The sequence below is a fragment of the Arthrobacter mobilis genome (assembly GCF_012395835.1).
Lineage (GTDB): Bacteria > Actinomycetota > Actinomycetes > Actinomycetales > Micrococcaceae > Crystallibacter > Crystallibacter mobilis.
On record NZ_JAAZSQ010000008.1, the window covers coordinates 51,735 to 66,417 of the forward strand.

At 72.9% G+C, this 14,683-nt stretch carries 9 protein-coding genes; 3 read left to right on the forward strand and 6 right to left on the reverse strand.

The window, feature by feature from the left end; genetic code table 11:
- Positions 1-15 precede the first annotated feature (15 nt).
- Positions 16-1,371, forward strand: coding sequence for a septation protein SepH (gene sepH / locus HGG74_RS10100; RefSeq protein WP_168486231.1), 1,356 nt, complete (start codon positions 16-18; stop codon positions 1,369-1,371).
- Positions 1,372-1,383: 12 nt separating this feature from the next.
- On the opposite strand, the gene HGG74_RS10105 is transcribed toward sepH, so the two are convergent.
- Genes HGG74_RS10105 through HGG74_RS10115 form a run of 3 tightly spaced genes read right to left on the reverse strand, consistent with a single transcriptional unit; the run spans position 1,384 to position 6,046 of the window.
- A complete protein-coding gene (locus HGG74_RS10105; RefSeq protein WP_168486232.1) occupies positions 1,384-2,616 on the reverse strand; it encodes an alkaline phosphatase family protein in 1,233 nt (410 codons plus the stop codon).
- On the reverse strand, positions 2,616-3,281 hold the full coding sequence (locus HGG74_RS10110) for a DUF5998 family protein (protein ID WP_168486233.1): 666 nt from the start codon (positions 3,279-3,281) through the stop codon (positions 2,616-2,618). Before HGG74_RS10110 ends, HGG74_RS10105 begins: the two co-directional genes overlap by 1 nt.
- A 50-nt stretch (positions 3,282-3,331) precedes the next feature.
- Positions 3,332-6,046: a bifunctional acetate--CoA ligase family protein/GNAT family N-acetyltransferase gene (locus tag HGG74_RS10115; RefSeq protein WP_168486234.1), complete on the reverse strand. Its 2,715-nt coding sequence runs from the start codon at positions 6,044-6,046 to the stop codon at positions 3,332-3,334.
- A gap of 49 nt (positions 6,047-6,095) precedes the next feature.
- Between HGG74_RS10115 and HGG74_RS10120 the strand changes: the two genes are divergently transcribed.
- Positions 6,096-8,603 carry a DNA gyrase/topoisomerase IV subunit A gene (locus HGG74_RS10120; protein ID WP_168486235.1) on the forward strand — a complete coding sequence of 836 codons (2,508 nt, stop codon included), beginning with the start codon at positions 6,096-6,098 and terminating at the stop codon, positions 8,601-8,603.
- An 84-nt stretch (positions 8,604-8,687) separates the two neighbouring features.
- On the forward strand, positions 8,688-9,206 hold the full coding sequence (locus HGG74_RS10125) for a DinB family protein (protein WP_168486236.1): 519 nt from the start codon (positions 8,688-8,690) through the stop codon (positions 9,204-9,206).
- Between the two features lie 36 nt (positions 9,207-9,242).
- Here HGG74_RS10125 and HGG74_RS10130 read toward each other — a convergent pair whose 3' ends face one another.
- Genes HGG74_RS10130 through cydB form a run of 3 tightly spaced genes read right to left on the reverse strand, consistent with a single transcriptional unit; the run spans position 9,243 to position 14,663 of the window.
- The gene (locus HGG74_RS10130) at positions 9,243-10,235 is read right to left on the reverse strand and encodes a GNAT family N-acetyltransferase (RefSeq protein WP_168486237.1); all 993 of its coding nucleotides are present in this window, start codon (positions 10,233-10,235) and stop codon (positions 9,243-9,245) included.
- A gap of 4 nt (positions 10,236-10,239) precedes the next feature.
- The gene (cydD, locus tag HGG74_RS10135; RefSeq protein ID WP_312856809.1) at positions 10,240-13,647 is read right to left on the reverse strand and encodes a thiol reductant ABC exporter subunit CydD; all 3,408 of its coding nucleotides are present in this window, start codon (positions 13,645-13,647) and stop codon (positions 10,240-10,242) included.
- Positions 13,644-14,663, reverse strand: coding sequence for a cytochrome d ubiquinol oxidase subunit II (cydB, locus tag HGG74_RS10140; RefSeq protein WP_168486238.1), 1,020 nt, complete (start codon positions 14,661-14,663; stop codon positions 13,644-13,646). Before cydB ends, cydD begins: the two co-directional genes overlap by 4 nt.
- Positions 14,664-14,683: the final 20 nt, after the last annotated feature.

Genomic DNA, 14,683 nt, shown 5'->3' on the forward strand with positions numbered 1-14,683 from the left:
CAGTGGAGGGTTTTCATGCAGGATCTGCGGCTGGTGGGTGTCCATGAGGATGGCGAACATCTGCTGTTGAGCGGTGGAAGCGGAGCCAGCTACCGGCTGGCCATCGACGAGGCTCTCCGCGCCGCGGCCCGGCCGGCACCCCGGGTCCAGGCGGGCGCGGATTCCGGTGCGGCCATGACCCCCCGGGAAATCCAGGCGCGCATCCGTGCCGGCGCCACGGTGGAAGAGGTTGCGGCCGAATCCGGCGAGGACCTGCAGCGGATCATGCGCTTCGAGGGCCCGGTCCGGGCCGAGCGCGACTACATGGCCGCCATGGCCCGGCAGGTGGAGCTCTCGTCCGCCCTGCCGGCAGCCGACGGCAGCCGCTCGTCCTTCGATGACGAACCGGCGACCTTGGGCGATATGGTCAGCCACCGGCTGCGGGACTTCGGCATCGATGAGGCGTCGCTCGTCTGGGACGCCTGGCGCCTGCAGGACGGTACCTGGGAAGTGGTGGCCGCCTTCACCCTGCCCAAGGACGGAACGCCGAGCGTCGGTGAGGAACCGCCCGCGCGCTGGATTTACAGCCCCCTCCGCAAGACCATCCGCAACGCCAACCGCTGGGCCCAGCAGCTGAGCGAGCTGGAACCCGTGGACGGGGCCCTGCCGGCCCGCCGGCTGGCGGCCGTCGCGGACCGGGTGTTCGACTTCGAGGCCGACAGCGCCGACGAAGCGGACGGCGGCCAGGACGACGCCGGGGAGCAGGAAACCTCGGCCTCGGACAATCTGCTGGAGGTGCTGCGCTCGCGCCGCGGACACCGGCTGGGAATCGACGACGAACCCGACGACGCACTGGCGCTGATGCTCAACCGCGGCCATATTCCCCCCGCCCATCCGCGCCGCGAGTCCACCGAGGCCCATCCGTCCACCGGCAAGCTGCCGGTCATGGGCGTGCTGCCGCCGGAGGACTCCGGCGCGGGGCTGCGGAATCCGCTCTTCCCGCCGCTGGGCCTGGCCTCGGTGCGCGGCACCGGCCCGTCGCCGCTGGAGCTGCATGCCGGCATCAGCACCATCACGCGCGAAATCACCCTCTCCGGCGAACCGCGGACCGCGCCGGTCCAGGACGCCGTCCGGGACACGGCACCTGACAGCGGGCCGGAACCCGTTTCCGGGGACACTGCCGCGCAGTCCACCCAGTCCGGGGAGCAGTCCGGCCAACCGGCTGCAGAGCCGGCAGCAGAGCCGGAGGCTGCGGAACCGGTCCCGTACTCCGGAGAACCGGCCGGTGACGGCACACTGCGCGACGAAGCCCCGGCCAAGCGGACGGTGAAGCCGAAGCGCTCCTCCATTCCCAGCTGGGACGAGATCGTTTTCGGCACCAAGGGCGATTAGCGCCGCGTCCGCTCAGTGCCGGGTGCGCCCCTTGCGGGCGGTTTTGGTGCCGACCAAATGGCCGGAGGATCCGCCCCGGCCGGTATGGGCCAAGGTCAGCAGCGGCACGTCGCGCTCGGCGCGGGTCAGCGAACCGTGCTGGCCCACCAGCTCCAGCGCCGAAGCAGGCAGCCGGCGCATGTCGTAGAGCGCGAGCGGCTCCCGCGCGGCCACCAGCACGTCCCCGATCCGCGGCATCACCGCCGGTTCCACCCGGCCGAAGAGCCCGTGGGCGACGGCCTCGTCCCGGGTCAGGATCCACGCCCGCCGGCCATAGGCCGACTGCCAGGCCCGGAGCAGCTGTTCCCGGTGGGCGGCGGAGGCATCCGGCTCGAAGTACAAGTGCAGCATCCGCGGCTCGCCGGCCGTGTGGCGCAGTCCGGCCGTCAGCGCCGGATCCGCGGAAAAGTCGATCCGGTGCTCCGGGGCCACATCCAGCATTCCGTGGTCCGCGGTCAGCAGCAGCAGCGTATCCGCCGGCAGGTGCGCGCTCAGCCGGCGCATGTCCGAGTCCAGTTCCTCCAGCGCGTGCCCCCACTGCACTGATCCGCAGCCGTGCCGGTGGCCCGCCTTGTCCAGTTCGTTGAAGTACAGGTACATCAGCATCTTGTCCTGCCCGGCCAGCTGCTCGGCGGCCGCGCCGGTGCGGGCGTGCCCGGAGGAGGCGGGGACAAAGGCTCCCCCGCGCAGTGCCGCCCGGGTCATCCCGGAGGCGGCGAACTGCGGCAGGCTCACGGTCACCACCGGCACCTCGGCCGCCACCTGTTCCAGCACGGTGGGGTTCGGCTGCCAGCGCAGCGGATCCACGCCGTCGTCCCAGCTGCCGAGCTGGTTCACCACCTTGTCCTGCTGCGGATCCAGCACATCGTAGCCGACCATGCCGTGCCGCCCGGGCTCCAGGCCGGTACCCAGGGACGCCAGCGACGCCGCGGTCGTCGAGGGAAAGGCGCTGCCGAGGGTGCGCGAATTCTCCAGGCACTTGCGCAGGAACGGCGCATGGCCGCCGCGCTGCTTCAGCAGCGCCTTGCCGAGTCCGTCGACCATGACCACGCACACCCGCCGGGCCGCGGGCAGGCCAAGCGCGTTGGGGAAGGAATCCAGGCCCAGCGCGGCGGCCGCGCTGGTGAAGACATCGGCGATGCTGTCCCGGCCGTAACCGGGCGGCGCAGGCAGCGGCTCCTGCAGGGACGGCACGGTGCCGGGCATCACCGCTGGTGGTGGCTGCGCGTCAGCCGGCCGGCCAGCCGCGGGCGTGCTCCGGCCAGTTCGGGGGCCCGGGGCGCGGCGGCCGGAGCCGTGCTGAGCTTGCGCAGGGCGCGCGCGAAGGCCTTCGCGTTGAGCACCGCCTGCTGGCCGTCCGCCTCGGCGCTGACCCGGATCACGATGTCGTCCTGGACAATCGTGCCGGTGTAGCCGTGGTCGGCGTCGCACTGCGGGTCCGCGCAGCCGGCCGGCCCCATGTCCAGGCGCTGCCCGCCGGACCAGGCGATCGACAGGGTCAGTTCGCGGGCCGGGTCCGAGGGCTGGTAGTTCTGCGGCTGGGCGTACACGTAGCTGAGCACCACGGAGCGGATCTGGCTCACCGGCACGGACTCGGTGGAGATCTGGGCCATCACCTGCTCGCCGGCCTCGTCCAGCTGCTGGTCGTCCACGTGGGTGACCACCAGCATGTCCTCGGTCAGCACCAGTACGGTGATGTGCCGGTGCACCGCGTTGCGGTCGATGTGCGTTTCCAGATGCACCAGGTGGGACAGCGGGGTCCGCTCGTCCAGCGCGTCGTGCACCACGTCGGCCACCAGCAGCGGGTAGAAACCTGCCCGGTTCAGGTCCTCGTCGAGGCTGCGGCGTGCGGAAGTCGCGGAAGGAGTCATGGATCCATTCTCGCAAAGCCGGTGCGGGGAACGCGAACCGGCGGCAACGCCTAGTCCCGCATGGCCCGCCGGGCGCTGTCGGTGCGCTGGGTGTGGTTGCCCAGCCGCAGGTCCGCGCTGAGCACCGTCAGCGAGTTTCCGGCCACCAGTACCGGGTTGAACTCCAGCAGCGCAATTTCCGGGTGCTCGTCCTTCATCACGGCCACCCGTCCCACCAGGTCCTCCAGTGCGGCGACGTCGACCGGCGGCAGCCCCTGGTAGCCGAAGAGCTTGCGCGCCGCGCGCGGGCCGCGGACCAGGTCGGCCACGTCCACCGTCGTCAGCGGCGGGATGCGGTGCGCCCAGTCTTCGAGCAGGTTGACCGCGTCCCCGGCCAGCCCGAAGGACACCACCGGGCCCAGCAGCGGATCCTCGATCGCGCGCAGCACGCAGGCCTGGCCGGCCGGCGCCATGGACTGCACTTCCAGCGGCACGTCCCCGAAGGGAGCCAGCAGCCGGCGCATCTGCTCGATATTGCGCCGCAGGGACTGCGCGTCCACGATGTTCAGCCGGACCCCGCCCAGGTCCAGCCGCTGGCGCAGCCGCTCATCCGTGGTCTTCAGCGCCACCGGCCAGCCGAGCCGGTCCGCGGCCGCCACCGCCTCGTCGGGGGTGTCGAAACCGGCCGAGGGCAGCACGCTGATCCCGTAGCAGGCCAGCAGTTCTGCCGTCTGTTCCAGGGTGGGCCGAAGCAGTTCGGTGCCGCCGATGCCCTCCACCAGGGTATCGATCAGCGCGGCCGCGCGGTGCGTCTGCAGTCCGGCGGCCACTGCCGGTTCGCCCTGGTCCCGGGCCGCCCACTGCGTGTAGCGGACGACGTCGGCGAGCGCGGCAACGGCGGCCCCCGGGCTGGCGTAGCAGGGCACGGCCTGCTGCCGCTGCCCCGCTGCGGCGGCCGGCCCGTCGCCGAGCAGCCCCTCGACGCTCTGGGCCGGGTCCGCCAGCCCGGTAAAGGCGGCGACGACCGGCTTGCCGGCTGCCGCGGCTGCCTGCTGCAGGGCCGCGGCCAGCTCCTCCACCGCAGCTCCCGGCACCGGCAGCAGGACGACGACGGCGGCATGGATCCGGTCCCCGGCCAGCGCCGCGGCCAGCCGCCCGCCCAGCACCGGGGCCGCCTGGCCGCCGGCCAGGTCCAGGCCGGCGTCCATTTCCTCCACAATGAGTTCGTGGGTGGTCGCCGCATCCGCCACGACCCGGCCGAGGGCGCCGGAATTGCCCAGCACCGCCAGGCCCGGCCCGGCCGGCAGCGGCTGGCTGACCAGGATCTGGGCGATGTCCATCAACTGCTCGTTGGTGGCCACCCGGATCACCCCGGACTGGCGCAGCATCGCGTCCAGGGCGCCGGCCGGGGCCTGGGTGGTGCGCACCGAGTGGCCCGGGGGCAGCCGCAGTCCCATCAGGTCCGACTTGGCGACGACGACCGGTTTGCTGCGGGCCAGCCGGCGGGCAATCCGGGAAAACTTGCGCGGATTGCCGAAGGATTCCAGGTAGAGGCCGGCCGCCAGGGTCGCCGGATCGTCCTCCCAGTACTGCATCAGGTCATTGCCCGAAACATCGGCCCGGTTGCCCGCGGAGACCGCCGAGGAGACTCCGATCCCGCGCCGCCGGGCCGCGGCGTCGAGCAGCACGCCGATCGCCGAGGACTGGCTGAACAGGCCCATCGGGCCGGTGCGCGGCAGCCCGGGGACCAGGGACGCGTTCAGCGAGACCGCGGGATCGGTGTTGAGGATGCCCAGCGAGGCCGGGCCGATCACGCGCATCCCGTAGGCGCGGGCATTGCGCACCAGGGCCCGCTGCCGGGCCAGCCCCCGCGCGCCGTCGTCCGCGAAGCCTGCGGTGGCGACCACCACGCCCCTGACGCCCGCGGCGGCGCAGTCGGCCACCACCTGCTGCACCTGCTCGTAGGGCACCGCCACGACTGCCAGCTGCACGGGCTCGGGCACCTCGGCGATGCCCGAGTAGCAGGGGATACCGGCGGGGAGGCCGGCCGGTTCCGCACCCCCGGGGGTGACGGCGTAGACCCGGCCGGAGAAGCGGCCCTCGAGGATGTGCCCGAGCAGGACCTGCCCGATGCCGCCGGCGTCCGGGCCGGCGCCGATGACGGCCACCGTGCCGGGAGCCAGCAGGGAGGCGACGCTGCGGGCCTCGGCCCGGTGCTCGCGCGATTCCATTACGGCCCGGGAGCGCTCGGTCGGGTCGATGCCGAACTCGAGCATGACCACGCCGTCTTCGAAATGGCGGCTGACCTCGTAGCCGGCGTCGTTGAAGACGGTGAGCATTTTGCGGTTCTCCGGCAGCACCTCGGCGGAGAACCTGCGGATGCCGTGCTCGCGCGCGGCGGCGGCCAGGTGCTCGAGCAGGATCGAGCCCAGGCCCCGGCCCTGGTGGGCATCGGAGACGTTGAATGCCACCTCGGCATCCGTGGGATCGTCCAGCCGGTCGTAGCGGCCGACGGCGACAATCTGGCCCCGGATGGTAATGACGAAGGCGACCCGGTTGTGGTGGTCCACGTTCGTGAAGCGCTCCAGTTCCCGCGGGCTGAGGCTCGACTTGTAGGTGAAGAACCGCAGGTAGATCGAGCTCTCCGACTGGCCCGCGTGGAAGGCCTGCAAGGCATCGGCGTCGGCGGGGGTGATCGGCCGCAGGTGGGCCGTGCCACCGTCGCGCAGGACCACGTCCGCCTCCCAGTATTCGGGATAATCCTCGGATTCGGCCGCATCAGACATAAACTCACTGTATCCGCAATCATTTACGCAAAGGATCCGCGCTTTTCCCATGGCCCGCCGTCAGAAACCCGCCTCCGGCAAGGACTACCCGCAGAACTTCACCGAGAACATCGTCGACATCGACGTCACCTCGGAGATGGAGGGGTCCTTCCTGGAGTACGCCTATTCGGTCATCTACTCGCGGGCCCTGCCCGATGCCAGGGACGGGCTGAAGCCGGTCCAGCGCCGCATCCTGTTCATGATGACCGACATGGGCCTGCGCCCTGACCGCGGCCATGTGAAGTCCGCCCGCGTGGTGGGCGAGGTCATGGGCAAGCTGCACCCGCACGGGGATGCGGCCATCTACGACGCCATGGTGCGCATGGCGCAGGACTTCTCGCTGCGCATCCCGCTGATTGACGGCCACGGCAACTTCGGCTCGCTCGACGACGGCCCGGCCGCCCCGCGCTACACCGAGGCCCGGCTGGCCGCCCCGGCCCTGGCGCTGACGGACCACCTGGACGAAGACGTGGTGGACTTCGTGCCCAACTACGACAACCAGCTGATGCAGCCGGAGGTGCTGCCGGCCGCCTTCCCGAACCTTTTGGTCAACGGCTCGGCGGGCATTGCCGTGGGCATGGCCACCAACATGGCCCCGCACAACCTGGGCGAGGTGGTGGCCGCCGCCCGGCACCTGATCCAGCATCCGGACGCCACCTTGGACGAGATCATGGAGTTCGTCCCCGGCCCGGATCTGCCCGGGGGCGGGCGGATCGTGGGCCTGGCCGGCATCAGGGACGCCTACGCCACGGGCCGCGGTTCGTTCAAGACCCGCGCGAAGGTGGAGATCGAGCAGCTGAACGCGCGGCGCACCGGCCTGGTGGTCACCGAGCTGCCCTACATGGTGGGGCCGGAGAAGGTGATCGAGAAGATCAAGGACGCGGTGACCTCCAAGAAGCTGGCCGGGATTTCGGACGTGGTGGACCTGACCGACCGCACCCACGGGCTGCGCCTGGTCATCGAGCTGAAGAACGGCTTCAACCCCAAGGCGGTGCTGGCACAGCTCTACCGGTACACGCCGCTGGAGGATTCCTTCGGCATCAACAACGTCGCCCTGGTCCAGGGCCAGCCGCGCACGCTGGGCCTGCTCGAGCTGCTGCAGGTCTACGTGGACCACCGCCTGTCCGTGGTGCGCCGGCGCACCGCCTACCGGCTCGGGCGGAAGAAGGACCGCCTGCACCTGGTCGAGGGCCTGCTGGTGGCCATCGTGGACATCGACGAGGTCATCCAGATCATCCGCAGCTCCGATGAGGCCAGCGCGGCCCGCGAACGGCTGATGTCCATCTACGACCTGACCGAGATCCAGGCCAACTACATCCTCGAACTGCGCCTGCGCCAGCTGACCAAGTTCTCCCGGATCGAACTGGAGAAGGAGCAGGAGGAACTGCGCCGCGACATCGCCGTGCTCGAGGAGATCCTCGGCTCGGACACCCGGCTGCGCCGGCTCGTCTCGGACGAGCTGGGCGAGATGGCCGCGCTGCATGCCACGCCCCGGCGCACCGTGCTGCTCGAATCCGAGGCCGTCGACCCGGCCGGGGCGGCCGCGCTGGCCGGCGGAAGCGGCACGTCCGCCAGCGCGGGCAAGGCCGCCAAGGCGGTGCTGCCGCTGGAGATTCCCGACGATCCCTGCTGGGTGATCCTCTCGGCCTCCGGGCAGCTGGCCCGCACCATGACCCAGGACCCGTTCGCCGACGGCGGCCAGCGGGTGCGCCACGACGTCTTCACCTCCGTGGTCCCCAGCTCGGCCCGCGGCGAGATCGGCGCCGTCACCTCCGCCGGCCGGATGTTGCGGCTGCAGGTCATGGACATGCCCGTGCTGCCGGCAACCGCCGGTGTGCCGAACCTCACCGGCGGTGTGCCGGTGAAGGAATTCCTCACGCTGGCCAAGGGCGAGTCCCTGGTCTCGCTGGTGCCGCTGAACACCGTGCTGGCCGTGGGCACCACGCAGGGCGTGGTCAAGCGGGTCACCCCCGACTACCCGCTCAACCGCGAGGACTGGGAGATCATCACCCTCAAGGACAAGGACACGGTGGTTGGCGCCGCCGCGGCCACCGAGGAGGACGATCTGGTCTTCCTCACCGCCCAGGCCCAGCTGCTGCGCTTCCCGGCCACGGCCGTCCGCCCGCAGGGCCGGACCGCGGGCGGCATGGCCGGCATCCGCCTGGCCGGCGGGGACTCGGTGATCTTCTTCGGCCCCGTCTCCCCCGCGGACGAGGCAGCGGTGGTGGTGACCATCGCCTCCGGTTCGGAGTCCCTGCCGGGGCTGTCCGCCGGCTCCGCCAAGGTGACGGCGCTTGCCGAATACCCGGTGAAGGGCCGGGCCACCGGCGGCGTGCGCGCCCACCGTTTCCTCAAGGGCGAGGACCTGCTCAGCCTGGCCTGGGCCGGCCACGGACCGGCCAAGGCCGCCGCGGACAACGGAGCCTCCCGGGCCCTGCCCACCGAGCACGGCCGCCGCGACGGCTCCGGCGTGCCGCTGAGCCAGACCGTCGACGCCATCGGTCCCAGCCTCAGCTAGGGAGTGGGGCGCGCCCGCAGTGCCGGCTTCGCAGCCCGCCCGCTCCGGGGCACCGCGGCGCCGGGGCGGGCATAAACTGGCGGCATGGCAATCATTCCGGACACCAAGGACTGGATGTGGGTCACCGGACGCAGCTGCCCGGACTGCGGGTTCGACCCGGCCGGCGTCACCCCGGCCACCGTGGGCCCGGCGCTGCGCGCCGCGGTACCGCGCTGGCACCAGGTGCTGGCCCGCCCGCAGGTGCGCGAGCGGCCGGACGACTCCACCTGGTCGCCGCTGGAATACGCCTCCCATGTCCGGGATGTCTGCACGCTGTTCCGCTCGCGGCTGGAGCAGATGCTGACGCAGGAGGATCCGGGCTTCGCGAACTGGGACGCGGACGCGGCCGCCGTCGACGGGCGCTACGGCGAGCAGGATCCGGCCGAGGTGGCCCGGCAGCTCGAGGCCGCCGCCACCGCCACGGCCTCGGCCTTCGAAGCAGTCACCCCGGAGCAGTGGCAGCGGCCCGGCCGGCGCAGCAACGGTACGCCCTTCACCGTGACCACGCTGGGGTCCTACTTCCTGCACGAAGTCGTACACCACATGTACGACGTCGGCGCCTGAGCAGGGGCCCTGGCCACCTGCGGGAGCGTCCCAATTTCAGGTCAGCGGGAACTCCCAGGCAAGGCTGCGGGTGGTCGGGGTGTAGCCCAGCCGCGTGTACAGGCCGAGCGCCCCGCTGGGGTTCTCCGTGTCCACGCCCAGGCCTGCATGGTCCATGCCGGCGGCCTTGAACCGCCGCATCGCCTCGGCCAGCAGCGCAGCGGCCAGTCCGCGGCCCCGCCAGGCCCGCCGGACCCCGAGCAGGTCGGTGAAGCCCTCGTCGTAGCCGTGCCGCAGCCGGAATTCCGGATCGAAGCTGGCCAGCTGGTAGGCCACCGTTTCGCCGGTGGCGGTCTCCACCACGGACAGGCTCCATTCCGGCTTCAGCTGCGGGTGCCGCACGGTGAAGGCCCAGCGTTGCGCGTCCCGCGGCTCGCTGCCCCAGTGGTCGGCGAACGCCTCGTTGTGGGCCAGCCGCACCGGCTCGCTGTCCTCCGGGTCCAGGACAGCGAAGCTGAAGCCCGGCGGCAGCGGAGGTTCCGGCAGCGGACCGGCGAGCGGGCGGGTCATCTCGGTGAAATACCGCACCACCGCGGCCCCGGCCGCGGCCAGCAGCGCGTTGTGGGACTGGTCCTGTTCCTCGGCGTGCGTGCGCAGCACCCCGCCGGTGATCCCGGCTGCCTCGAACCGGCGGCGCTGGCATTCGCGCTGCCAGGCGTAGACGGCGGCACCGATGCCGCGGCGGCGCCAGGCCGGATCCACCCCGCCCCAGGTGTGGGCGACGGCGGAGCCCGGGTTCGCGGCCACCCGGCCGGCCGCCCGCAACACGCCGCCGCTGTCGAAGCCGGCCACGGTGGTCAGCTCCGGGTCGTTGGCTGCGGACGCGAGGTACTCGGCCAGGTCCTCCCGGGTTTCGGACCACGGCGGCTGGTCCACCGCGGCCATCCGGCGGACCAGGCCGTACCAGGCCGCGGTGTCCGCCGGGGTCAGCGCCCGCCAGTGCAGCCCGGTGCCGGCGGTATCCGGGTAGTTCGGCCTCGCGATGGTCATCGGCCTAGGCTAGCGCGGCTGCCGGATTGGCGGAACCCAGCCGCAGCTGGCGGTCGCAGGCGGCTGCCTCCCGCGGGTCGTGGGTGACCAGGACCACTGCCTTGTCCGCGAGGGCGCGGCGCAGGTCGGCCAGCAGGTCCGCCGCGGCCTCCCGGTCCAGGTGCGCCGCCGGTTCGTCCAGCAGCACGACGTCGGCGGACGTGAGCAGGGCGCGTGCCACCGCCACCCGCTGGCGCTGGCCCCCGGAGAGGTGGTGCCCGCCCGGGCCGATCCGCGTCTCCAGGCCGTCCGGCAGTCCCGCGACGAAGGATCCCAGGCCCACGGCCTCCAGCACGGCCAGCAGGTCCTCCTCCGCAGGCCGATCCTGCCGGCTGCGGGCCAGCAGCAGGTTCGCGCGCAGGCTGGAATCGAACAGGTGGGCTTCCTGCGGAGTCCAGGCCAGCCGGCCGGCGGCACTGCCGGGCCGGCCGTTGACCAGGCAGCTGCCTTCCTCGGGTGCCAGGAAGCCGAGCAGCACCCCCAGCAGGGTGGACTTGCCGCTGCCCGAGGTCCCGGTCACCGCCAGCCACTCCCCGCGCCGCACCTGCAGGTCCAGGCCGGCGAACACCGGCTGCGCCTGCCCGGGATAGCGGTAGGTTGTCCCGCGCAGCGCGAGCGAGGCGACCGGGCCGGCTTCCGGCCCCGGAACCTCCGGCCGGGCAGCATCCGGGTCCGGGCTGCCCAGGTCCGGCAGCACCCGCTCCCCCAGCCGGCGCCAGGCACCCCACTGCTGCACCGCGGTGTTCACCGCCGTGTAGGGCTCGATCAGCGCCAGCTGCATCAGGATGACGACGGCGGCGGCGCCGGGCGCCGTTCCGCCGGCTACCGCTGTTTCCGCCGCCGCGGTCATTGCCAGCGCGGACAGTGAGCAGGCCAGTGCCGTCACCGCGTGCCCCAGGCCCTGCGCCCAGGCGCTGCGCCGCAGCTGCGCCACCGTGGCGTCCCCGAGGGCCAGCACCTCGGCCCGCACCGGGCCGGCGGCGCCATTGGCGGCCAGGTCCCCGGCTGCGCCCAGCAGCCGGGACACGCCAGTCAGCGAGCGGCCCTTGAGGCCGACGGCGGCGGCCTGTGCCGAGCGGTCGGCCCACCGGGTCAGGGCCGGGGCACCCAGTACTCCGGCGAGCCCGAGCAGCAGCTGCCAGCCCAGTCCCGCCGGCAGCAGCAGCGCGGTAACCAGGCAGGAGGCCGCGGTGGTCAGCAGCCCGACCAGCGGGGCGAAGACCGCGCGCGGGGCGACGTCGCGCAGCTCGTCGACATCGCCGACCAGCCGTTCGAGGGCACCGCCGCCGCGGGCCAGCCGGCGCCAGCCTTCCGGACGCTGCAGCAGGCCGTTCCAGAGCTGCACGCGCAGCCTGTCGGTGCTTTCGAAGACCGCCTCATGCAGGTGCAGCCGTTCCTGGTAGCGCAGCACCGCGCGGCCGATGCCGAAGAAGCGCACGCCGACGACCGCCGTCATGAGGTGCAGCATGGGCGGCTGTTCGCTGGCGGCGACAATCAGCCAGCCGGAGAGCCCGGCCAGGGCGATGGCGCACAGCGTGGCCCCCACGCCGAAGCACAGCGCGGCGGCGAACCGGCGGTTCCGGGGCCGCAGCAGGGCCAGGTGTCGCCCCAGACCCGGCCGCTGCCGGGCGGCACCGGCCGCCGCAGCACGCCCGGCGGTGCTCCGGGCCCCGTTCCGGCTCCTTTGGCCGGCCGGTCCGGCCAGGCCCCCCTGTTCCGCGGTGGAAACGAAGTTATCCGGCATGCCGGCGCGCAGCGGGGCAGGGGCACCGGCGGAACCGGTGACCGGGATGATCCGGTCCGCAAGCGCCGCGGTGGCCGGGTCGTGGGAGACCAGGATGACCGTCGCCCGGCCGCGCAGCCCGGCCAGGGACCGTTCGATGGTCCGGGCGGAGACCTCGTCCACATGGGCGGTAGGCTCATCCGCCAGCAGCACGTCCACGCCGGGGACGTGCTCCAGCCGGGCCAGGGCGCGGGCCACCGCCACCCGGCGCAGCTCCCCCGGGCTCAGCTCCCCGGTTTGTGCGTCGGCCAGGCCGGCGGCATTGGCCCCGGCCAGGGCGCGGACAACGGCCTCCCGGGTCTCCGGGCCGTCGGCCAGTCCCGCGTACAGGGCGACTTCGGCGGCCACGGTGGCGGCCACCGGCACCGGGTGCTGCGGGATCCAGGCCACGGCTGCGGGCCGGATGCCTTCCACCGTCCCGGAGATCTCTGCGCCGGCCCCGTCCCGGCGCAGCCCGGCCAGGACCTCCAGCACCGTGGTCTTGCCGGTGCCGCTGGCTCCGGCCAGCGCGGCGATGCTGCCGGCCGGCACGGTGAAGTCCAGGCCGTCGAGCACCGCCTCCGGCCGGCCGGGGTAGCGCACGCTCAGGCCGCGGACGCCCACGGTGCCGCACCGGGTGTCCGTGCCGGTTGCCAGGGCCCGGCCGGCCGGGGCGCGCAGGATGCTGCCGGTGCGCCGAAGTGCCTCGATGCCGTCCTCGCTCGCGTGGTGGGCGGCGCCCAGGTCCCGCAGCGGCTGGTAGCACTCCGGGGCCAGGATCAGGGCCAGCAGCCCTGCCTCCAGCGGCATCTGGCCGTGCACCAGGCGCACGCCGATGAACACGGCCACCAGGGCCACGGACAAGGTGGCGATCAGTTCCAGTGCCAGCGAGGACAGGAAGGCCACGCGCAGGGTGGCCATGGTCCGGGTGCGGTAGGCGCGGGCGACGTCGGCCAGCGCGCGGGTCTGCGCCGCGGCCCGGCCCAGGCCCACCAGCACCGGCAGGCCGCGGGCCAACTCCAGCAGGTGGTCCGAGAGCCGGTGCAGCGCCTCGGCGGCTTCGCGCGCCTTGTCCTGGGTGTGCAGGCCGATCAGCACCATGAACACCGGCACCAGCGGGATGGTCAGCACCACGATCAGCGCGCTGATCCAGTCCGCGGCCAGGATCCGCAGCCCCACCAGCAGCGGCACCACGGCGCAGGTGACCAGGGCCGGCAGGTACTTGCAGTAATAGTCGTCCAGGGCGTCCAGGCCCCGGGTGGCCAGCACGCTCAGCGCACCATGGCCTGCCGCGGCCTCGCCGCCGGGAACACCGCCGCCGGCGTCGAGCACCGTGTCCACCAGCGCGGCCCGCAGTTCGTTCTTGACCCCGGCGGCCGCACGCTGGGCCACCGTCTCCTGGCCCCAGACGGACAGCGAGCGCAGCAGCGCACCGGCCGCACCGGCAGCCGTGACGGCCTGCCAGTCCAGGCCGCCGCCGGCCAGTCCGGCGATGCCGGCGGCCACGGCTCCGGCCAGCAGCACCAGTCCGGCGGCCTTGGCCGCAGCCAGCAGGCCCAGCAGGTAGAGCGCCCGCCGGCCGGCAGGGGTGATTGCCAGGGCGCGTTTCACTGCGGCCGGACCGCGTGCGCCGCCGGAATGTGGGCCGGGCCCACCCGCTTGCGGAACACCCAGTAGGTGTAGATCTGGTAGGCCAGCACGGCCGGGATGCCGAACAGCGCCACCACGCTCATCACCCCCAGCGTGTAGTCCGACGAGGAGGCGTTGGCCACCGTCAGGCTGAAGGCCGGGTCGACGGTCGAGGGCAGCACCGTGGGGTAGACGGCGGCGAAGATGGCCCCGGCGCCGGCCAGCAGGAAGACGCCCAGGGCCGCGAAGGCCGGCCCCTCCAGCCCCCGGCCGGCCAGCAGCCGGGCGGCCGCGGCGCCGAGGGCCGCGACGGCGAGCGCCGCCCATGTGGTGGCCTTGCCGTGGGCCAAGACCACCAGCAGCGCCCAGGCCGCCAGCGGCACCAGGCCCAGGGGCAGCCACCGGCACAGCGCCCGCCGCGCGCGGTGGCGCACCTCGCCGTCGGTCTTGAGCATCAGGAACGCCAGCGCATGGATGAGGCAGAATCCGGTCACGGCCAGCCCGCCCAGCACGGCGTAGCCGGTCAGCCACACGAACGGCCCGCCCACCCGGTCCCCGTTGGCATCCAGCGGCAGGCCGGTGGTGGTCACCGCCAGCATGGCGCCGACCCCGAAGGCCGAGACCAGCGAGCCGAGGGCGATGGCCCAGTCCCAGCCGGCCCGCCAGCGGTCCGAATCCGCCTTGCCCCGGTATTCGAAGCCGACGGCACGGAAAATCAGCGCCAGCAGCACCAGCACCAGCGGCACGTACAGGCCGGCCAGGAGCGAGGCGTACCAGTGCGGGAAGGCGGCGAAGAGCATGGCTCCGGCGGTGATCAGCCAGACCTCGTTGCCGTCCCACACCGGGCCGATGGTGTTCAGCAGCACCCGGCGCTCGGTATTGCTGCGGGCGAAGAGCTTCATCAGCATCCCGACCCCCAGGTCGAAGCCCTCCAGGAACAGGTAGCCGGTGAAGAAAAACCCGATCATGACAAACCACAGGGTGGGCAGGGATTCCATCTCAGTTCTCCAATTGGATC